The sequence below is a fragment of the Roseibium salinum genome (assembly GCF_026240905.1).
Classification (GTDB): Bacteria; Pseudomonadota; Alphaproteobacteria; order Rhizobiales; family Stappiaceae; genus Roseibium; species Roseibium salinum.
The window spans coordinates 2,481,495-2,501,454 of record NZ_JAPEVI010000003.1 but is presented as its reverse complement, the minus strand read 5'-3'; the positions used below and the strand labels follow the sequence as shown (position 1 = coordinate 2,501,454).

The 19,960-nt window shown below is 61.8% G+C and carries 20 protein-coding genes, 1 pseudogene and 1 riboswitch; of the genes and pseudogenes, 7 read left to right on the top strand and 14 right to left on the bottom strand.

Annotated features, from left to right (window positions below):
- Positions 1-61: 61 nt before the first annotated feature.
- Together ON753_RS16145 and ON753_RS16140 are read left to right on the top strand one after the other, a co-directional pair.
- Positions 62-859 (top strand): ChbG/HpnK family deacetylase, encoded by a 798-nt coding sequence (locus ON753_RS16145; RefSeq protein WP_265963637.1) that lies wholly within the window; start codon positions 62-64, stop codon positions 857-859.
- A 185-nt stretch (positions 860-1,044) separates the two neighbouring features.
- Entirely contained in the window at positions 1,045-1,737 is a 693-nt protein-coding gene (locus tag ON753_RS16140) for a Crp/Fnr family transcriptional regulator (protein WP_265963636.1), read from the top strand.
- Positions 1,738-1,964: 227 nt separating this feature from the next.
- Here the strand turns inward: ON753_RS16140 and ON753_RS16135 are convergent, their stop codons facing one another.
- Positions 1,965-2,393 carry an RrF2 family transcriptional regulator gene (locus ON753_RS16135; RefSeq protein ID WP_265963635.1) on the bottom strand — a complete coding sequence of 143 codons (429 nt, stop codon included), beginning with the start codon at positions 2,391-2,393 and terminating at the stop codon, positions 1,965-1,967.
- Between the two features lie 76 nt (positions 2,394-2,469).
- Between ON753_RS16135 and ON753_RS16130 the strand changes: the two genes are divergently transcribed.
- The 3 genes from ON753_RS16130 (at position 2,470) to ON753_RS16120 (ending at position 3,782) form a co-directional block, all read left to right on the top strand.
- Positions 2,470-2,988, top strand: a complete 519-nt coding sequence (locus ON753_RS16130) for a group III truncated hemoglobin (protein WP_265963634.1) — start codon at positions 2,470-2,472, stop codon at positions 2,986-2,988.
- Entirely contained in the window at positions 2,982-3,203 is a 222-nt protein-coding gene (locus ON753_RS16125; RefSeq protein ID WP_265963633.1) for a hypothetical protein, read from the top strand. The genes ON753_RS16130 and ON753_RS16125 overlap by 7 nt, the downstream gene beginning before the upstream one ends.
- A gap of 234 nt (positions 3,204-3,437) precedes the next feature.
- Complete coding sequence (locus ON753_RS16120) at positions 3,438-3,782, top strand: acyl-CoA thioesterase (protein WP_265967181.1); 345 nt, start codon at positions 3,438-3,440, stop codon at positions 3,780-3,782.
- A 97-nt stretch (positions 3,783-3,879) separates the two neighbouring features.
- Here the strand turns inward: ON753_RS16120 and ON753_RS16115 are convergent, their stop codons facing one another.
- The 5 genes from ON753_RS16115 to ON753_RS16095 form a co-directional block, all read right to left on the bottom strand.
- Positions 3,880-4,107 carry a hypothetical protein gene (locus ON753_RS16115; protein ID WP_265963632.1) on the bottom strand — a complete coding sequence of 76 codons (228 nt, stop codon included), beginning with the start codon at positions 4,105-4,107 and terminating at the stop codon, positions 3,880-3,882.
- A gap of 101 nt (positions 4,108-4,208) precedes the next feature.
- Positions 4,209-4,332: riboswitch (SAM-I-IV-variant riboswitch) on the bottom strand.
- Positions 4,333-4,566: 234 nt separating this feature from the next.
- Positions 4,567-5,289: an ABC transporter ATP-binding protein gene (locus ON753_RS16110; protein WP_265963631.1), complete on the bottom strand. Its 723-nt coding sequence runs from the start codon at positions 5,287-5,289 to the stop codon at positions 4,567-4,569.
- Positions 5,286-6,524, bottom strand: a complete 1,239-nt coding sequence (locus tag ON753_RS16105) for an ABC transporter permease (protein WP_265963630.1) — start codon at positions 6,522-6,524, stop codon at positions 5,286-5,288. Before ON753_RS16105 ends, ON753_RS16110 begins: the two co-directional genes overlap by 4 nt.
- Complete coding sequence (locus ON753_RS16100; protein ID WP_265963629.1) at positions 6,521-7,525, bottom strand: efflux RND transporter periplasmic adaptor subunit; 1,005 nt, start codon at positions 7,523-7,525, stop codon at positions 6,521-6,523. Before ON753_RS16100 ends, ON753_RS16105 begins: the two co-directional genes overlap by 4 nt.
- 157 nt (positions 7,526-7,682) lie before the next feature.
- Positions 7,683-7,895, bottom strand: coding sequence for a SlyX family protein (locus ON753_RS16095; RefSeq protein WP_265963628.1), 213 nt, complete (start codon positions 7,893-7,895; stop codon positions 7,683-7,685).
- A gap of 185 nt (positions 7,896-8,080) precedes the next feature.
- On the opposite strand from ON753_RS16095, the gene ON753_RS16090 reads away from it, so the two are divergent.
- On the top strand, positions 8,081-8,785 hold the full coding sequence (locus ON753_RS16090; protein WP_265963627.1) for a glutathione binding-like protein: 705 nt from the start codon (positions 8,081-8,083) through the stop codon (positions 8,783-8,785).
- 314 nt (positions 8,786-9,099) lie between these two features.
- Here ON753_RS16090 and groL read toward each other — a convergent pair whose 3' ends face one another.
- The 6 genes and pseudogenes from groL to ON753_RS16060 form a co-directional block, all read right to left on the bottom strand.
- Complete coding sequence (groL, locus tag ON753_RS16085; protein ID WP_265963626.1) at positions 9,100-10,743, bottom strand: chaperonin GroEL; 1,644 nt, start codon at positions 10,741-10,743, stop codon at positions 9,100-9,102.
- Between the two features lie 56 nt (positions 10,744-10,799).
- Positions 10,800-11,087, bottom strand: coding sequence for a co-chaperone GroES (gene groES, locus ON753_RS16080; RefSeq protein WP_265963625.1), 288 nt, complete (start codon positions 11,085-11,087; stop codon positions 10,800-10,802).
- Positions 11,088-11,400: 313 nt separating this feature from the next.
- The gene (locus ON753_RS16075; RefSeq protein ID WP_265963624.1) at positions 11,401-11,973 is read right to left on the bottom strand and encodes a hypothetical protein; all 573 of its coding nucleotides are present in this window, start codon (positions 11,971-11,973) and stop codon (positions 11,401-11,403) included.
- A gap of 173 nt (positions 11,974-12,146) precedes the next feature.
- The gene (locus tag ON753_RS16070; protein WP_265963623.1) at positions 12,147-12,998 is read right to left on the bottom strand and encodes a sigma 54-interacting transcriptional regulator; all 852 of its coding nucleotides are present in this window, start codon (positions 12,996-12,998) and stop codon (positions 12,147-12,149) included.
- Between the two features lie 322 nt (positions 12,999-13,320).
- Positions 13,321-13,629 (bottom strand): annotated as a pseudogene (locus ON753_RS16065) (sigma-54-dependent Fis family transcriptional regulator); the annotation flags it as partial.
- Positions 13,630-13,801: 172 nt separating this feature from the next.
- The gene (locus tag ON753_RS16060; RefSeq protein WP_265963622.1) at positions 13,802-14,575 is read right to left on the bottom strand and encodes a hypothetical protein; all 774 of its coding nucleotides are present in this window, start codon (positions 14,573-14,575) and stop codon (positions 13,802-13,804) included.
- A gap of 344 nt (positions 14,576-14,919) precedes the next feature.
- Between ON753_RS16060 and ON753_RS16055 the strand changes: the two genes are divergently transcribed.
- A complete protein-coding gene (locus tag ON753_RS16055; RefSeq protein ID WP_265963621.1) occupies positions 14,920-16,461 on the top strand; it encodes an EAL domain-containing protein in 1,542 nt (513 codons plus the stop codon).
- 313 nt (positions 16,462-16,774) lie between these two features.
- Here ON753_RS16055 and ON753_RS16050 read toward each other — a convergent pair whose 3' ends face one another.
- Complete coding sequence (locus tag ON753_RS16050) at positions 16,775-18,100, bottom strand: M16 family metallopeptidase (RefSeq protein WP_265963620.1); 1,326 nt, start codon at positions 18,098-18,100, stop codon at positions 16,775-16,777.
- A 3-nt stretch (positions 18,101-18,103) separates the two neighbouring features.
- A complete protein-coding gene (locus ON753_RS16045; RefSeq protein WP_377046987.1) occupies positions 18,104-19,474 on the bottom strand; it encodes a M16 family metallopeptidase in 1,371 nt (456 codons plus the stop codon).
- Positions 19,475-19,960: the final 486 nt, after the last annotated feature.

The window sequence follows — 19,960 nt, the reverse complement described above, 5'->3', positions numbered from 1 at the left end:
AAGCAATGAATGCCGCAGGGAAGTAGGACATTTCCACCGTCCGGTCCGCCTGCGGAAGTTCATGAAGCGAATTACTCTTGGAGCATTGGACTACGGCCTCGCGTTCGGGGTCGACCGCGCATTGCGTCAGCTTGCCGAGCACGGACGCCTGAGCGCCGTTGGCGCGATCGTCGCGACTGAGCTGTGGCCACGGGAGTTCCGTCCGCTTCAGGAAACGGCGGAGATGGTCGGCAAGTCCGTCCACTTCGGCGTGACGCTGGCCTTCAGCGGCGACCGGGTGTCTCCGGTCAGCACCCGCATGCAGGAGATCTACGGCGAGCGCATGTTCAGGCGCGAAAAGCTCCAGCGCCGCGCGCTCCTGAGGCTCCTTCCGGACGAACTTCTGCTTGACGAAGCCAAGGCACAGCTTGCCCGCTACAGCGTGCTGATGAAGCGCCAGCCCGATTTCGTTGCCGTGCGCGAAGGGCTGCTGGAGAGAACGGCCCTGGCGCGCCTCGTCTTCAAGGCGATCGAGCATGCCGATTTCGACGTGCCGCCACTGCTGATCTCGCCTGTGTCGCCGGGGTTCAAGGCCTCGCGGCTGGCCCGCCTTGCCAGGCCCTTCGGGCTGCAGATCCTGCAGAAGGCGGCCCCGCTGCCGGAAATCGCCAACCGGGAAGAATTGCACCGGCTCTTGCACAACCATTTCGACGGCATGACCGACCGCAGCTTCGTGGCCGCAATACCAGGCCGCCCCGACGACCGTCTGCGGCGGGACGAACCCCGCAGGAAAATCGCCATCCGCGAGTGCCAGTATGAAGTCCTGGCCAGCGACCGCTTTTTCCGAACGCTGGACAAGAAGGATGTTTTCTTGAGCTGAAACGAAAAAACGGCTCTGTGGGGAACAGAGCCGTTTTTCGTGGAGGCCAGGAAGAGGGGGAGGGGCGCCCCCGCTTCCATGACTTGAGATATAGGGATATTTTGCTTGATTGCACGTGATGGAAATCACAGGATTGCGCTTGATCCTCGTGAATTCATGGTGGCAGCGTACGGCAGGGGGACCAGGTGGCTGAAATCAAAAAGGATTTTCTGAAAAATAGCTTTTCGTTGGAGGGGCTCGACCCCGAACTGGCGGTCGGTTTGTCGCGTCTGGCACGACCGATGAAAATACCGGCGGGTACAATTCTTTTCGAGAACGGCGATCCTGGAAACGGCTGCTATGCGGTGCTTGAAGGGTCGCTGAAGGTGTCCTTGATGTCGATTGACGGCGATGAACAGCTCCTGGCGGTTCTGGGCCCGGGCGACCTTGTCGGCGAACTGGCATTGCTCGACGGCCGCCCGCGCTCCGCGACGGTCATCGCCCTGAAGGAAGCCCAGCTTGCCTTCATCGACAAGGCGGCGTTCCAGCGCTTCGCCGACGAGAAGCCGGCGGTCTACCGCCACATGCTGTCGATCGTCGGCAAGCGCCTACGCCATGCCAACGACGTGCTGGCCGCCCGTTCCTTCCTGCCGCTGCCGGGCCGCGTCGCGCAGACCCTGTTGCAGCTTTCGGAAACCTTCGGCAAGCCGCTCGACAACGGCCGGGTGCTGATCCACTACAAGCTCAGCCAGGCGGACATCGCCAACATGGCCGGCGCGGCCCGTGAGAATGTCAGCCGTGTCCTGAACGACTGGAAACGCTCGGGCACGATCAGCCGGATCTCCGGCTACTATTGCCTGGAGCAGGTCGCGTTCCTGGAACAGGCGTCCACGCTGTAGGCAACATCCCACACTTGTCTTCAGTCTCCATCATCATCCCGGCCAGGCGCAGCGCGAGCCGGGATCGGGGAACCGAGTGGTATCGGTTCGAAGAACGAAGGCCTGCGGCTCTGCGATCCCGGATCTCCGCTGCGCTCCGTCCGGGAGGACGCCCGAAGCGGTGGCGCGGAAGGCGTCATGGCCCGAAGCCTGCCTGATCAAGTCGGAAATGACCGCGGGAAGGTTCTTCAGTATTCTTTCTGCAGCTCCGCCATCTGCGTGCCCACCAGGATCGATGCCAGCGTTTCGGTATTGAGGCTGTCCAGGAAAGCCTCGGATGCTCTTGCCATGGCGCCTTTCAGCGCGCAGCGGGGCAGGAAGGCGCAGGTGGTCGGTTGCGGCCTGAGGCACGCGACGACGCCGAGGTCAGGCTCCATCAGGCGCACGACGTCGCCGAGCCTGATCGCTTCCGGCGCTGTTGCCAGCCGGATGCCGCCGCCGCGCCCGCGTGTCGTTTCCAGATAGCCGCCTCTTGCCAGTTGCGCGACGATCTTCATGACATGCGATTGAGCCAGTCCCAGCTGCGTGGTCAGCTTGGCAACCGTTTGAGCCTCGTCGGACTGGCCGGTCGCCATTAGAATTCTCAAGGCAAAATCGCTGGCCTGACTGAGGCGCATGGCTGACATCCATTAAACATTCATCTTAGATGTTGATTTTAGCGCGACGATGTGAGATTTAAAAGATGCATATTAGATGAATGTTATGGAGACGGTGATGGAAGCCCGCAATTCCGTTCCAGGGCAAGCTCTCCCGGGGAGCGTCGGCGCAGACGGGGAAGACCGGCTGCGGCGCTATGAAAGCGTGAGCGAGCAATCGATCCATGTGATGGTGCACACGTTCTACGGCTGCATCCGAGAGCATCCGCGGCTCGGCGAGATCTTCTCCCGCCGCCTGGACGGCAGGTGGGACGAGCACCTGCCGAAGATGGAGGCTTTCTGGCAATCCGTTCTCCTGAAGAACGGCGCCTACAGTGGCAAGCCCGTGCCGGCGCATGTCAAGCAGACGGAACTGGTGAGCTCCGATTACGGTGAGTGGCTGAGCGTGTTCCGTCCGGTCGTCCGGGAGCTTTACGTTCCCGAGCTCGCCGACGAGATCATCGCGGTGGCCGAGCGCATCGCGCAGAGCCTCTGGCTCGCCACGTTCGGAGTTGCCGGGGCGACCCCGCCGGAGAATCTTTCCACCGAACATCGCGAAGGGCACGCATCATGCTGACGGCTGTCGTTCTTGTGGCGGAGGCCCTCGTGGTGGTCTGGTTCGCCGGGTTCTCGATCATGGTGACATCCATGTATCTGGACTCCCGCAAGTTGCCCCTGCCGAAGCTCGATGTGGCGGGCCGCACGCTGCTGGGAAGCGCAAAACTCGCCTTTGTCACCGGCATGGCGGCCCTTGCGGTTCTGACCGTGCTTGAAATCCCGTCCATCGGATAGGAAGGATCTTTCCAAATGACCCGCTCGACCTTTCTGCATCGAAGCCTTCCGATCCTGCTGATCTGGGTCGCCGCACCGCTTCCCCTGTGGATCATGGCCATCCTGCTGCTGGTGATGCGTTAAACGGCTATTGTGATCTTCACGCTGGCGGTTAGTCTTTCGCGACTGAAAGATTTGGGGGGCTCAGGCGTGAATGATGACGAGCAGCCAAGCGGCGATCTGACACTGCGAACCATGGCCATGCCGGCCGACACCAATGCCTCCGGAGACATTTTCGGCGGCTGGGTGCTGTCGCAGATGGATCTTGCCGGCGGCATTGCCGCCGGGCAAAGGGCTCAGGGCCGCGTGGTGACGATCGCGGTCGACAAGATGAAGTTCATCCGTCCGGTCCATGTCGGCGACGTCCTGTGCGTCTACGCCGACATTGTCCGCGTCGGCACGTCCTCGATGGAAATCAAGCTGGCAGCCTGGGCTCTGCGGCACCGCTATGGCCACCGGGAAAAGGTGACCGAAGCGATCTTCACCATGGTGGCCGTCGACGACAGCGGCAAGCCGCGCCCGGTTCCGAGGGTCGTTTAGCGGCGCCTGGGACGAAGCACGGAATGCCTATCCCTCGCTGCTTGACCAGCCTCACGCCAGGGAGGGGCGAAGGCCGCCAACTGAAAGCTCACTTCGGTCACGGCCGGTAGCGGTTGAGGATATCGGCAAAAAGATCCTCGTCGACCGCGCAGGTGCAGCCGTTTGCCCAGAGCTGAAGCAACCCCCGCAGACGTTCAAGACGCGCCTGACCATCGAGCGGCGCCTTGTGCCGGGGCACGCCGCCGATCAGGCGCAGGGAATTGATCTCGCGCCAGGACGCAGTCTTCGGCCGCCTGCTCCCAGGGACCGGAGCCGATGTCCGCATTTCCGGCGAGCTGATTATCGATCAGGTCTGCCGCACGTCCGGCAAAAGGCTGTTGAGACAAAAAATCCTCCATCGGTTGCCCGAGGAGGACTGGCGCATGAGAACAACCGCTTAGTTGCCGATCAGCCTCTCTTGAGGTTCTGTCCAGCCGCATCCCGTTGCGGAAACCACCTTGCCCGGTCAGGCAGGTTGGCGAGGGCGCCAGCCCTTCTCTTGATGATTGCGCGCTTATGCCATGACATCAGGCACTTGGCAAGCGGCTGCGTGCATGGCACAGGTTTTTGCTGGAAAAGTGGCAAGCTGTTGAGCGAATGCCGGTTTCCGCGCAGGGGCGGGGAAAAGCCGGTGTTGGACAGATTTGATTTCCACTGCAGCCGCCCGCTCATCCCGGTCGGCATCCTGCTTCTTCTGGCCGCCGTCCAGCCCGCGCATGAAGGACAGGGCAGTCTCTCTGAAGGGCTATGAAGATCCTTGCTGACGGTCGTAGTCGATCCGGCCATCCACAAGGTGGATGCGCCGTTCCATCCTCCCGGCCAGTTCCAGGTCATGGGTGACCGCCACCACGGTGGTCTTCTGCGTATCGACGATTTTCTGCAGGCTCTCGAACACCTGCTCGGTGGAGGCTGAATCAAGGCTGCCGGTGGGCTCGTCCGCCAGGATAAGATCCGGAGAATTGGCGAGCGCCCTGGCGACCGCGACACGCTGGCGCTGTCCCCCGGAAAGCTGGTCGGGCCGGCGGTGCAGAAAGTCCCCGAGACCCAGACTGGCGAGAAGGTCAGTGGCATGGTCCTTCTGCCGCGCCGGGCCCAGCTTGCCGAGCTTCTGCATCGGGATCATCACGTTCTCAAGCGCGGAGAACTCCGGCAGCAGGAAGTGGAACTGAAACACGAAACCGAGTTTTTCCAGGCGCATGCGGGCAAGTTCACTCGCGCTCATGTCCCCCGTGTCCTGTCCCGCGATGAGCACATGTCCTTCCGTCGGCCGGTCAAGCAGGCCCAGCAGATAGAGGAGCGAGGATTTGCCCGATCCGGAGGGGCCGGTAATCGCCACGAATTCGGCCGCACCGATCCTGAAATCGACGTCCTTCACCAGGGTCACGGGAACGACGGCCGGCAGGATGCGCGTGAGCGATCTTGCTTCCAGCAGCGGGGCAGGGCTGCCCGTATCTGCGGCCGCGCTCATGCCGCACCTCTGATGATGTCGACCGGATTGAGCCGGGCCGCCTTGCGGGCGGGAATGTAGCCGGCGATGCCCGCCGAAAACAGGGCCAGCACGCTGGAAACGGCATAGTGCAACGTGGAAAAGTAGATCGGCAGGCGGGTCATTTCCACGTCCTGGGTGAATTCGAACTTGATCGTGGCGAGGTAGCTCGACAGCCCGAAGCCGAGGGCGCATCCGGCAATGGCGCCGAGCACGCCGATGACGAGGCCCTCCAGGACGAAGATCTGCTGAATGTCTCCTTCCGGAAATCCCAGCGACTTGAGGATGGCGATATCCCGCGCCTTCTCGTGCACGATGGTCGAGACGATGTTGAAGATGCCGAACCCGGCCACCACCAGAATGGCGCCGACCACGGTGTACATGATGACGTTGCGCACGAAGAAGGCTTCCATCAGGCCTTCATTGGCTTCCTCCCATGAGATCGCCTTGTAGCCCAGTTGGCGCTCGGCACGGGCGGCAACGTCGTTCGCCTGCCTGATGTCGGTCAGGCGGATGGCGATGCTGTTGATGATGTCCGGCTTTTCCAGCAAGATCTGAACCGCCTTGAGCGGTGCATAGGCCAGTCCCTCGTCCTTCGTGGTAATGCCGGAATGGAACAACCCGACGATCCTGAACCGCTTGGCCAGCCCGTTTGCCGATGTGAGTGTAACCGTGTCGCCGACGCCCGCCCCCAGACGTTCGGCGGCCTGGTCCCCGATGACGAGCCCGTTTGCCGTGGTATCCAGATCGTCAAACGAGCCTTCACGCATGTCTTCCCTGATTTTCGAAACGCTGAGTTCGCGGCGGGGGACGACGCCGACAAGGTTCATGCCGATGTCCTGGCCGCTGTAGCGCAGCACCGCCTGGCCGCTCAGCCTTTGCGCCATGTTGCCGTCCACCCAGTCCCGCAGCGACGCCAGGGCCTCGGTCGGGTTGCGGATGCCGCGCAGGTCTTCCCGCGGCCTCAGGCCGTGAAAGGCGACCGCGTTGTAGACGACGCTCGCGGGCTGTTCGGCCGGGGCGCGCTGTTCATCCAGAATTTCGACATGGGGGATGGCATCGATCAGGGTTGCCGTGAAGTCCCGCTGCGAGCCTTCCATCAGGCTGGCCATGGCGATCGAGAAACCGACGCCAAGCGCAACCCCGAATATGGAGACCACCGTCTGGCGCATGCGGCTTCGGATGTGAGTCGTCGCAATCCGCAGGAGCAGCATCACCGCGGCTCCCCGGTTCTGGGACGAACCTTCTGCCCTTCGGTGAGCTCCGCGTTGAACGGCATGACGATGCGTGCATCAGGGGCCAGCCCCTCGAGGATCTCTATGGCGCGCGTGCCGCGGATACCGGTCTCGACCGTTGCCAGTGCAATCCGGCCTTCCGCGCCGACCACCTGCACGGTCGAGCCGTCGAAAGCAGCCGCCGACACCAGGAGCGCATCGTCCTTCTCGCGGGTGATGATGTTGATCTCGGCGGTCATGCCGATCCGCAGCGGCGTCTCTTCGGGCAGGTCGAGATAGACGCGGTAGTTCTTCAGAACCGGATCGCCCTTGGGCGTGATCCGTGAGACGGTCGCCCGCAGATCCTTGTCCGGGAAGGCGTCCGCACGGATAAGCGCCATATGCCCCTCGCTCACCTTGGGAATGTCTTCCTCGTTCACTTCCGCAACCAGCTGGAGGGGCCGGGGCTGCCCGATCCAGAAGAGAATGTCCCCCGGTTCCGCCACTTCGCCGACAGAACCGTCCTCGCGCAATACGACGCCATCCATCGGGGCGGTGATCTGGTAGTCGCTCAGCCGTTCCTTCTGCGCGGCGATCAAGGCGTTCACCCGGGCCAGTTCGCTTTGCGCCCTGTCGTAAACCTGTTGGCTGCCCACCCGCCGCTCCAGAAGCTGCAGGGCCCGCTCGCTTTCCGATTGCGCAAGAACCTGCCGGGCCTCCAGTTCGGCCAGCGTCGCGCGCGCATCGCCGCTGTCGAGCACCGCCAGCACGTCTCCCTGGCTCACCCGTTTGCCCTCGCAGCCGCACAGCGAAATGATGCGCTCGCGGATGATGCTGGTCACCTTGGCCCATCTCACCGGTTCCACGACGGCTGTCGCGTAGACGACGTCGGCGGCGCGGCCCGTGTAAGGAGTGGTGACATAAACCTCCGCCGGTCGGCTGGACCACCAGTAGGCACCGGTAGCCGCGAAGCCCAGGACGAGGAGTAGAAGCAAAAAACGCATGTCGCACCTTCGCAGATCTGCAGTCTAGCCGGATTGAAAGACTTTCGTCACGGATGCCGCCACCCGTGGCTCGGACCGGAATCTCGGCAGACCCTAACCCTGCAGTGCTGCGCTGCCATGCGCTGGATCAAATGATCCGGCGTCAACAGCATGAGTGCTAGTAGTGGGGCGGCTTGTCGATCCGGTGACCGGGATGGGAGCTTTCCATCATTTCCTCGACCTGTTCGGTCATGTTGGACAGAAGCCGTGTCATCCGCTCGATCTGTCTGCCCTGCTGGATAACGACGCCGTTAAGGTCATCGATCGTATTTAGGGCGTGGGCAAGGTCGATCTCAAGCTTTTCCAGCCGGGCTTCTTGATCATCGGCCATGAACGGTCTCCTGACGAAAAGGCAAAGGCACGAAACTTCCGGCGACCTTATAGAGTTATCTTCCCGAAAGGACAAATTCATCCATCGTCAACAGACGATGGGTTTAAATGCTCCGTAAAACGACCTATATCCGAACCGGATATCCCGGCAGGGGCCGGGGCGCAACGATTGATGGTGAGTAGCATATGTCTGCACTGTTCGAATTCCTGGTCACGCAGCGGTGGCCCGCCAAGCATCCGGAACGGATCCAGCTCTATTCCCTGCCGACCCCGAACGGGATCAAGATTTCGGCGATGCTTGAGGAAACCGGGCTGCCCTACGAACCTCATGTGGTGAATTTCGGATCCAACGATCAGATGAGCCCGGAGTTTCTGTCGCTGAACCCGAACAACAAGATCCCGGCCATCATCGATCCGCACGGCCCGGACGGCAGGCCCCTCCAGCTTTGGGAATCGGGCGCCATATTGCACTATCTTGCTGAGAAATCCGGCAAGTTTCTGCCACAGGAACCGGCGGCGAAATACGAGACCATACAGTGGCTGATGTGGCAGATGGGCGGCTTCGGCCCCATGACGGGCCAGCTCGGTTTCTTTCACAAGTTCGCCGGGCGCGAATATGAGGATCGGCGCCCCTTCGAGCGCTACCGGGACGAGGTCAAGCGGCTGCTCGCGGTCCTGGATAAACGCCTGGAAGGGCGGGACTTCATCATGGGCGGCGAATACACCATCGCCGATATCGCGACCTGGCCCTGGGCCCGCACGATCGACGGCTTCTACGAAGCAGGCGAGGCCGTGGGGTTCGCCAACTTCGAGAACGTGGTGCGCTGGCTTGAGGAGTGCAAAGCCCGGCCGGCAAGCCAGAACGCGGTCAATATCCCGAAGCGCAACTGATTTGCTTCTGGACGGGCACTTTCCGACCGGCCGCGGGAAGATCTCGCCCTGAGGTCCCAAACCGAAAGGCGCCTTGGAAGCCCGTCCCGCGTGTCGCACAGCGGCACAAGCTGACAATGATGGGCGGCCTTGAACGCAAAAAGGGCGGCCCGAAAGCCGCCCTTTCCGTAAAGTTTCTGGGCTTTGGGCTTCTTTGAAGGCCAGTCGTCCCCGTGCCGCACAGCGGCACAAGCTGACAATGATGGGCGACCTTGAACGCAAAAAGGGCGGCCCGAAAGCCGCCCTTTCCGTAAAGCTTCTGAGCTTTGGGCTTCTTAGAAGCCCATGTCGCCCATACCGCCCATGCCGCCGCCGCCCGGCATTGCCGGAGCATCTTTCTTCGGCAGCTCGGCAACCATGGCTTCGGTGGTGATCAGGAGACCCGCGACGGAAGCTGCGTCCTGCAGAGCAGTACGAACAACTTTGGTCGGGTCGATGATCCCGGCTTCGATCATGTTGACGAATTCTTCGGTCTGAGCGTTGAAGCCGAAGGTCGGATCGTCGTTTTCCTGGATCTTGCCAACCACGATGGAGCCTTCGACACCAGCGTTTTCGGCGATCTGGCGGATTGGAGATTCCAGAGCGCGCAGAACGATCTTGATGCCGGCAGCGATGTCCGGGTTGTCGTTCGTCAGAGCCTCGACAGCCTTCTTCGCACGCAGCAGAGCGACGCCGCCGCCCGGGACGATGCCTTCTTCAACGGCAGCGCGGGTTGCGTTCAGCGCATCGTCGACGCGGTCTTTTTTCTCTTTCACTTCGATTTCGGTTGCACCGCCAACGCGGATGACTGCAACACCGCCGGCGAGCTTGGCAAGACGCTCCTGCAGCTTTTCACGGTCGTAATCGGAAGTGGTTTCTTCGATCTGGGCCTTGATCTGGGAAACGCGGCCGTTGATGTCTTCCTTGGCACCGGCACCGTCGACGATGGTCGTGGTTTCCTTGGTGATGGTGACCTTCTCGGCGGTGCCGAGCATGTCGAGCGTCACGTTTTCCAGCTTGATGCCGAGATCTTCGGAGATCACGGTACCGCCGGTCAGGACCGCAATGTCTTCAAGCATTGCCTTGCGGCGATCGCCGAAGCCCGGAGCCTTGACGGCAGCAATCTTCAGGCCGCCGCGCAGCTTGTTGACAACCAGGGTTGCCAGGGCTTCGCCTTCAACATCTTCAGAGATGATGAGCAGCGGACGGGAAGACTGAACCACAGCTTCCAGGATCGGCAGCATGGCCTGCAGGTTGGAGAGCTTCTTCTCGTGCAGCAGGATGTACGGCTTTTCCAGGTCAGCCAGCATCTTGTCGGCGTTGGTGACGAAGTAGGGAGACAGGTAGCCGCGGTCGAACTGCATGCCTTCGACGACTTCAAGCTCGGTCTCGAGGGACTTGGCTTCCTCGACCGTGATGACGCCTTCGTTGCCGACGCGCTGCATGGCTTCGGCAATGTCCTTGCCGACCTGCTCGTCGCCGTTGGCGGAAATGGTGCCGACCTGGGCAACTTCGGCGGAGGTTGTGATCGGCTTGGAAGCGGCGGTCAGGGCCCGGACGGCTTCTGCGGCAGCAAGGTCGACACCGCGCTTCAGATCCATCGGATTCATGCCGGCGGCAACGGCCTTGGCGCCTTCCTTGACGATGGACTGGGCCAGGACGGTTGCAGTGGTGGTGCCGTCACCGGCGACGTCGTTGGTCTTAGAGGCCACTTCGCGCACCATCTGGGCGCCCATGTTCTCGAACTTGTCTTCCAGTTCGATTTCCTTGGCAACGGAGACACCGTCCTTGGTGATGCGCGGAGCGCCGAATGCCTTGTCGAGAACGACGTTACGGCCTTTCGGGCCGAGGGTCACCCTGACTGCGTTGGCAAGCGTGTCAACGCCGCGCAGCATGCGCTCACGGGCGTCCGTTCCGAATTTTACTTCTTTGGCAGACATGTAATCGTCTCACTTGTTCTGGAATGGAGTTGAAATCAGAAGCGGTTCGCGGATGGTTACGCGATCACGCCCATGATGTCGGATTCCTTCATGATCAGGAGGTCTTCACCGTTGATCTTGACTTCGGTGCCGGACCACTTGCCGAACAGAACGCGATCGCCTTCCTTGACGTCGATCGGGATCAGATCGCCATTGTCCTTGCGAGCGCCGGTGCCAACGGCAACGACTTCGCCTTCCTGCGGTTTTTCTTTTGCTGTGTCCGGAATGATGATGCCGCCGGCGGTCTTCTCTTCAGAGTCTACGCGGCGGACGACGACACGGTCGTGCAGTGGACGAAATGCCATAAGACTGTTTCCTCTCATGAGCGCGCCCCACACTTTAGGCAGCGCGCGAGACATGAACATTGGGTTTGAACCGCACGGGAGAAGCTGGGTCTCCCGCGGCTATTAGCACTCCCACATGGCGAGTGCTAGCAGCGTCTCCGATTTATGTAGCTGAGAGGGTGTTGTCAATGCTTTGCGAGGAGATTTTCCGCGCCGGCCTCCCCTTGGCGGGGGCTGGCGATGCAGAACGCCTGCCGATGGGCGGACCCTGCCTTTGAATAGTGGCAGGATTTTGGGCAAGGCCGGCTTCGAGCGGACGCGTGTTCCAGCCCGGTCAGTCCGCCGCGGATATTGTGAAGGGCAAAACGAAGCCGGACCGGCCGCCACCGACCGTGTCGGTGAAGTCCGTTTCCAGCCTGTACTCGCCCGCTGGCAATCCGCTGAACCGGAAATTCAGGGAGGCTGCGATTTCGCGTTTCTTCGAACGGCCGTTGCCGGAGAAGACCGCGAAATTGTCCTCTTTGGCCAGAACCTGACCGGAAAGGTTCAAGAGCTTGTAGCTTGCCGTCAGCTCATACGCATATTCAGAGCCGTTCTCCTGAAAGCCGTAGCCGACCGGTTCGGCATAGATGAAAAGCGCCTCGCCATCGGAGAAAGTCGCGTTTTCACGCGGTCTGTACTGTCCGTAGCCGGTACTGGCGCCTTCCGTGAAGGTCGTTTTCGTGAAGGCAAGGTCCGCTGCTTCCCAGGCCTGGTCGTAAGCGTTCAGGGCCTCTGCGAATGCTTCGGAAGGGGCGGTGCTGGTCTCCGTGGTTGCCTGCGCGGACAGAATGCCTGTCAGTGTTGCAGTCGCAATAAGAACAGCGGACGCAATCCGCCGATGTGTAGTTCCAGCCAGCAAAGCCATATTTCCCCGCACGCCCTTAAGTCTTGTCTTTTATTAGCGATTTGGCCGATCGATATAGACTGACTTCCCGCGCAAGACAAGGAAATGTGTGCAATGCAGTAAACGTTAGCCGGAAATGCTAAATTCCAGACCGCATATCTCCCGCGCCCTCTGCTTGGCGTGAGAAATGCGGATCAACCGCTGCGTGCCAGCCACGACTGGCGTTTGCGGTAGATGGTGGACGGACTGATCTCGAGAGCCGCCGCTGCCATGGCGATGTTGCCGTCAAAGGCATCCAGGGCATCCTCGATGATCCGTCGTTCCTGTGCCCAGAGAGGCTCTATCGAGCCGAAGGCGCGGATCGGCGCTGCCGCGCGGGAGCGTTCGCGGGACAGGTCGATAATCGAGTTCGGGCGGCTGCTCTGGTCGCGAATGGCCATCGGCAGCATGTCGAAGGTAACGGCGGCACCATCGTTCATGACGACGATCTGCCGGATGGTGTTTTCAAGCTGCCTGACGTTGCCCGGCCAAGCATAGGAAACGACCCGGGATTCCGCGTCCGCGTCAAACCCCCTGAAGCCGCGCCGCTCCTCGTGGGAGTAGCGCTCCAGGAAAGCCTTGGCGAGCGGCAGAATATCGTCGCGGCGTTCGCGTAGCGGGGGCAGGTGGACCGGCAGGACATGAAGGCGGTAGTAAAGATCCTCGCGGAACCGGCCGGCCGAGATTTCGGCAACCGGATTGCGATTCGTCGCACAGATGATGCGCGCATTCACTTTCCGCGTCTGCGTGTCGCCAAGGCGCTGGAACGTACCTGTCTGGAGGAACCGCAGCAGCTTGCTTTGCAGCAACAGGTCCATTTCGCCGATCTCATCCAGAAACAGCGTTCCGCGATCTGCCTGTTCCGCGGCCCCGGCCCGGTTGTCGGTCGCCCCGGTAAAGGCGCCCCGGACATAGCCGAAGATCTCGCTTTCGATCAGGTCGCGGGGAATGGCGGCACAATTGAGCGTGACGAACCGGTTCGGACGCCGGTCCGACAGGTCGTGCACCGCTTTGGCGCACAGCTCCTTGCCCGTACCGGATCTCGCCGGTGATGAAGACGGGGGCCTGCGAGGGGGCCATTCGCCTGATCTGGTCATGGACATCGCGCATTTGCGCGGAGTGGCCGATCAGGCGGTCAAGGCCGCCGGGCTCGGCAGCATCCGGAATGCTCCTGGGCAGTGCCTCGCGTCTCTCCTGAACGGGACGGATCTCCTGCGGCTTCGGAACCACCGCGGCCGGGGTTGGCCGGCGCTGCTTGAGTTGAAAGGCGATCTTCGTGGCAAGCGCATCCAGGGAAAACGGCTTGGTGAGGAAATCATGCGCACCGGCGCGCATCGCGCTGACGGCCCGCGACACGGACCCCATCGCCGAGACGGCGATGATAACGGCCTTGGGGCATCTGACAGCGTAGGCGACCAGGGCCTCGTCGCCGCCGATGGTTTCCAGGTCAATGATGAGGATGTCGGTTGATTTGTCTGCAAGGTCCTGCAGGCAGGAGGCGGATTCCGTGTACAGGATCGGATCCGTGCAGGACTGAGGCAATTTTGCACAAACCGCGGATGTCCGTGCGGCCTCGGAAGCCGATGCATCCAGTACGCGTACAACTACAGGCAGTTCTTTGCCCTCAATACTCCCCATCGCTGGGCAACTCCCATGGTTTGACCTGGGTCATTCGGAAATCAAAAGATTCGTCAACCTGATAATTCTCCGAACAGGGTAAACAAAGCGTTGTCAGATTGCGCAATTTGCATTTTTGGCTGGCGAGGCGGAATGGAAGGAACCGCCGCGTCATGTGCAGCGCCGGACAGAATTACTGTGAGGCAGCCAGGAAACCGGCCAGAAAGCAGGCCAGGCCAAACGCAAGGGCAAAGGGTAGGGGGATGCGATGCCGCATCGTGTTGCGCACCGGCAGTGCCGGCATGGTCGGGAGAAACCTGACGAAGTGCCTCGGGAGGCCGGGCAGATCAGCCGCGCCGGAAGCGGCCGCAGGCACGATATTCACGCCGCCGGTGGCGTCTGGTGCTTCATCGGGTGCGACGGTGGAGCGAGGCGGGGGAGGAGGCTGCCCGGCTGAAACCGGGTGATCTTCCGTGTGTCCGGCGAGCGGTTCCTCGCAGGACGATCCGGCAGGCGCAGCATGGAAGTCGGGCGCGTAACTGCCCTTGGGAATGGTGATGTGGATCGGGTCCGACGAGCCTGATCCTTCATAGTATTTCGTCAGCCTGCGGCGCAGACGGGCGGCTTCCACCCGAACGATCGGGTCCGTGACAGGGTTGAAATCGTCAGGGCGGCCAAGGGCTCCCACGGCGATGGTGTACCCCTTTATCTTCTCCCGGTCGTTGTCGAGCGTGGCCTTGACCACATAATCCAGAAACGCCCGAAGCTGGGGAACGGAGTGGAACTCCGGGCTCTCCAGCGTTCTGGCGAGCGCGGTGCGGATCTGGTCGTCGGATAATGGGGCGGTATTCGGACGCGTTTCGCGCCTGGATACGCCGTTCTGCTGAACGGACGCACGGAACTCCCTCGTGGCACGCGATGCTGCCTGTGGTGCTGAACGCCGGGACGTTTGTCCGGCAGCAGGCATACCGGCCTCCTCAAGCCACAGTGCCGCAACACTGTATTTCCCTAGCGGAAGTTTAGCGAAGTCCGGTGCGAATGCAAAGGCTAAATGAGGTCCGCGTCACGAGGGCGGACGTTGTCTGTCAAGCCTTTTTGAGACATTCTGGGCGCATCCGGCGTGCTTTGAATTGACGGATTTCCATTACAAATTGAGCATAGTCGGGGACAAGTCACGGATTCCACACCGTAAAGCGGGTTGCGGATTCGGTGGTGGATGCTTCTTAAGGCATGATTAACCAGTAGCTTTTGATTCGACTTGGAACAATCACGCGCATGGGCCGGACAGGGACCATATTTGTAGCAATCTGCATGGCTGTTATCGCACTGTCGTCGGCGACGGTGCTGATCTTTCAGTTTGGCCGTCCCGTCGCGGAGGCGGTCTCCCTGTCGCTTGCGCTCATGTGCACCATGATCCTCGTCCATCTCCTGATCGGCCGTGCCCGCGACCGGGGGGCCGTCAGCGAAGCCGTTGACCGGCTGGAAGAGCGCATGGCGGATCTCGACGAGGATGTCGGCAATCTTGAGGGGCGGCTGACCGGCATGGAGCATACGATGCCCCGTCGCACCCGGGCGGAAATCGATCCTCTGTTCGCCGAAGTGGAAGTGCTGGGGACTCTGGTCAAGCAGATGGCCGAGGCCATGTCCGACCTGGAGGCGAAGGTGGAAGACCAGCAGGCCCTGGCCCCGCCCCCGCAGATGCAGAGCCTGCCGCGCTATCCGCAGGCGCCGCCGACATTCCACAACGATCCGCCCGAACAGCGTGCGCCCCATCCCTTGCGTGATGCTCCCGCCCGTGAGCGGGCCGGGCCTGCGCATCAATTGTACGGTCACTTTCCGCAGCCTTATGAAATGCAGGGTGCGCAACAGGAAGAGCCACCGTCCGGCCGCCATGACATGGCGGACCGGCGTTATGGTGTGCTTGCGCCGCAGGCCGGGGATGCCGCGGCCCATTACGGCGGTCCGCATGAGACCAACGGCCGCGGCTACCACGACGCCTACATGTCGGATGCGAACCCGCCTTCCATCGAACGTGCGGGCATGCAAGCGGAAAAGCCGAAGCCGAACATGGCCATGCGTGAACTGATCGCCTCGGCCCTCAACGCAAACCGTGTCGAATTGCATCTGCAGCCGATCGTGAGCCTGCCGCAGCGCCAGGTGAAATACTACGAAGCCTTCACCCGTCTGCGCGACGCCAACGGCAATTCGGTCGAGGCGGCAAGGTTCCTGCCCGAAGCATTGCTGTCCGGCCAGATTGCCCGCATCGACAACCTGCTCCTGTTCCGGTCGATCCAGGTCATCCGCCGGCTGACGTCGCGCAACCGGAATGCGATTTTGTTCTGCAACATCTCCTCGCTGTCGCTGGGCGATGAAACCTTCTTCCCCGGCTTCCTGGAATTCGTGAAGGCCAACCGGAACTTTGCCGATGTGCTGGTCTTCGAATTCTCCCAGGCCGATGTCGCCGAGATGGGGCCGATGGAACTGGAAAGCCTGAGCGCCCTCTACGACGTCGGCTTCCGCTTCTCCATCGACCAGATCGTCGACATGAAAATGGATTTCAATTCCCTGGCGGGACGCGGCTTCAAATACGGCAAGCTGCATGCGGACTACCTGATCGGCCGCCGGGAGGCCAAGCACGGCCACATCCACCCGTCGGATTTCGGCGATCTTTTGCACCGCTACGGCATGGAGCTGATCACGGACCACGTAGAAACCGAATCCCAGGTCCTGGAATTGCTCGACTACGACGTGAAGCTCGCCCAGGGCAATCTCTTCTCACCCCCACGGCCGGTCAGGGCGGAAGTCCTGCAAGGAGCGCCCGCACCGGGCCCTAGAAAATCAGCGGCGGGCTGATACCCGCCGCACAGGTTCGTCTGGTGGCTTCGAGACCCGGAACGGGGGGCTGTGATCTCGTCCGGCCTGTCAGACCCAGGTTCGACGTGTCGACGCCAACACCGGGCTTACGGTGCTCCCAGGTGCCGGCGACCTGAAATCACGCTATCGGAAGTCTTCCGAATGATCCATCCGTCATCCTTCTGCCCCGCACGGGGAAGCGGGATGCGCGGCTTATGGGCAGATTTCCTGTCGAAGGAAGCCCGACGCACGGAGTGATCGGACCGCTGCAACGACCGTTGGATATTGGACGGAGGAAGCTTTCAGTCCGTCGTCACCCCTGTCCGGGACCGACAGTGACGATCGTCGGTTCCCTGTCCGTAAGCAGCCGTCGGGCAACCCGCCTGACATCCTCCAGCGTGACCGCTTCGATCTCGGCGTTGCGGCGTTCGAAATAGTCGATGCCGAGGTCGGAATTCTGCAAGGCGACGAGCTGTCCGGCGATCTTGCCCGAACTGTCGAAGCGCAAGGGGTAGGAGCCGGTGATATATTGCTTGGCCGCGCGCAGTTCTTCTTCGCTCGGGCCGTCCGTCGCCATACGCTCGAACTGCTCGAGCATCACTTCGACGGTCTCTCCGGCCCGCTCCGCTTTCGTCGCGGCCGATCCGATCAGCAGGGCCGAATGTTCATAGGGGGAGAGGGAGGTGCCGGCACCGTAGGAAAGCCCGCGCTTTTCCCGCACTTCCTCATACATCCACGAAGTGAAGCTGCCGCCGCCCAGAATGTGGTTCATCACGTAGGCGGCCTGATAGTCCGGGTCGTTCCTCTTGAGGCCGGGCAGCCCGACAAGGATGGTTGTCTGCGGAACCGAGAGTTCCCGGTGCACTTCCTCGCCCAGATCCGGCTCGACCTCGGCGACGGGTTTGAGGTCGGACTTTTCGGGAAGGGACGCAAACACCTTGTCAAGGATGGGCTTGAGCGTCTCCGCATCGATCGCGCCGACGACACCGACGGTAAGCGCGCTCTTGGAAATGAGCTTCCCGTGGTGCGCGGAAAGGTCTTCAGGGGTAAGGCCCTCGATCGTCTCGACGGTTCCAAGGGTCGCGTGGGCGTAGGGATGACTGTCGAACATGGCATCGGCAAGAGCCCGGCCCGCGATCGCATCCGGGTCGGTTTGATTGCGCCGCGCCCGCGCGGACAGTTGCGCCTTCATCCGCTCGACGGGGACGGCGTCGAAGCGGGGCTCGTTCACGGCGAGGGTCAGCAGGTCCGCTGCCTCCGGCAAGGTCGAGGTGAGGGTGCGCAGGCTGCCGTAGAACCTGTCCTTGCCGGTTTCGAAGCTGATGCTGATCGCCAGCTCTTCCATCCGGGCCTGGAAATCTTCCGAGGTGAGGTCGCCCGCTCCCTCATCCATCGTTGCCGCGAGCAGGCGCGTCAGTCCCTGCTTTGCCTCGGGATCCTGGACGGAACCGCCTTCAAAGGAAAAGTTCATGGCGACGAGGGGAACGGTGTGGTCCTCGACCAGCCATGCCTCGATGCCCCCGGGGCTGGTGACCCTCTGGATCTCCACCGCCTGCGCGGGCAGGACGAACGTCAGCGATGCGAAAAGGGCGAGCACGAGAACGGGAAATCCTTCCCGCAAGGAAAGTTTTGTAGCCATGGGTCAGGACTTGTCCTTGGAATTGCTGTGGTCGGTCAGGGAAGCTGCCGGGTCCGGGGCGGGCTCTGCGCGCAGTTCGCCGACAACCGGCGGCGAGGCGAGATAGGCGCGCGCGGCGTCCAGGACATCCTGAGGCGTGACGGCCTCGACCTGGGCGGGCCAGCTTTGAACGTCTTCAACCGTCAGCCCGGTCGTGAGCGCACTGCCGAACAGGCGGGCGAGTCCGGTCTGGCTGTCCTGGGCGTAGATCGCGCTGGAAATCAGGCTGTTCTTGGCGCGTTCCACGTCCTCATCGCTGACGCCTTCTTTCAGGATTTTTTGAAGTTCGGCATTGATCAGCTCTTCCATCTCCTCCAGCGTCCGGCCGGGACGGGGTGCGGCGTAGAGCCCGAACTGCCCGTCATCCAGGGCGGTGCCGCGGTAGTAGGCGCCGGCGCTGATGGCGGCTTTCTCGTCAAGAACCAGAGACTTGTGCAAACGGCTCGTCGGCCCTTCGCCCAGGATATAGGACAGCACATCCAGCGCTTCCGGGGTGCTGCCCTCGCCCGTGGACTGGCTGGGGACGATCCAGGTCTGAAACAGGGTCTCCTGTTTCACGCGCGGGTCGGAGACCGCAATACGGCGCTCTCCGGCAAGCGGCGGTTCCGCGGGTCGCACGCGCTCTCCCGGCTCCGCCCTTCTGGCAACCTTGCCGTAGGTTTCTTCGGCGAACTTGCGAACCTCGTCGGCGCTGACATCGCCCGCAATGACCACCACGGCATTGTTGGGCGTGTAGAAGCGGTCATAGAAGGCAATCGCCGACTTGTCGTTCAACGCCTCGATCTCGCTTTGCCAGCCGATAACCGGCGACCCGTAGGGGTGGTTGACGAAGGTGATGGCGTCCATCGCCTCGCGCAGCCGGGAGGAGGGCTCGCTGTCGACCCGCATGCGCCGTTCTTCCAGAACCACGTCCCGCTCCGGAGCGACGATCTCTTCGCTGAGGACCAGGTTTTCCATCCGCTCGGCTTCCATCTCCATCATCAACGGCAGGTGCTCCTTGGCGACCCGCTGGAAATAGGCTGTGTAGTCCGAGCTGGTAAAGGCGTTTTCCTGGCCGCCGCGTTCGGCCACCATTTGCGAAAACTCGCCATTCGGATGTTCGGAGGTGCCCTTGAACATCAGGTGTTCCAGAAAATGGGCGACACCGGACTGGCCTTCCGGCTCGTCGGCCGAGCCCACCTTGTACCAGATCATATGCGTGGCGACCGGCGCCCTGTGGTCGGGAATGACCACGACCCGAAGCCCGTTGTCCAGCGTGAAGCTTTCCAGGTTCGGCGCGATGACCATTTCCTGCGCCGCAACGCTTTCCGCGCGGACCGGGCCCGCTCCGGGCATCGAACCGCTTGCGAGCAGGAACGCAGGCAGCAGCAGGACGCAGGCCGACTGCCGCAAACGGAATTGGAGGGACGATGGGCGATACATTTTTCTGAGCGGGTTCACGTGCAACTCCCGTTTGGGTCAACCTGCAACCGGGCGGTTCGCCTGGATGCGGAACGTTGATCGCTTTCAATGTGATGGAGCATCCTGCCCGCGTTCTTGCGAACATGAAGCCAAATGCTCCGGAAGGTCTCGGCAATTTCCGTCCGTCGTGGGTGACCGGCTGAACCTTGCGTTCCAGGGCCCTGGAATACTGTCCGCCGCAAAGTTACCTGCGGACAAACTCCAACGCGCGAAACCGCGCCGTGGTTCAGTGACGATTGCTGTTCAAGCCTCCCGCGCTTCCGGAACGCGGAAAAGCTGGTCTGAATGCACGAAGACCTCCGGACCTTGTCCTTCCATACAGGAAGGGGTGCCCGAAGGTCTCGTTACAATTTCGTCATG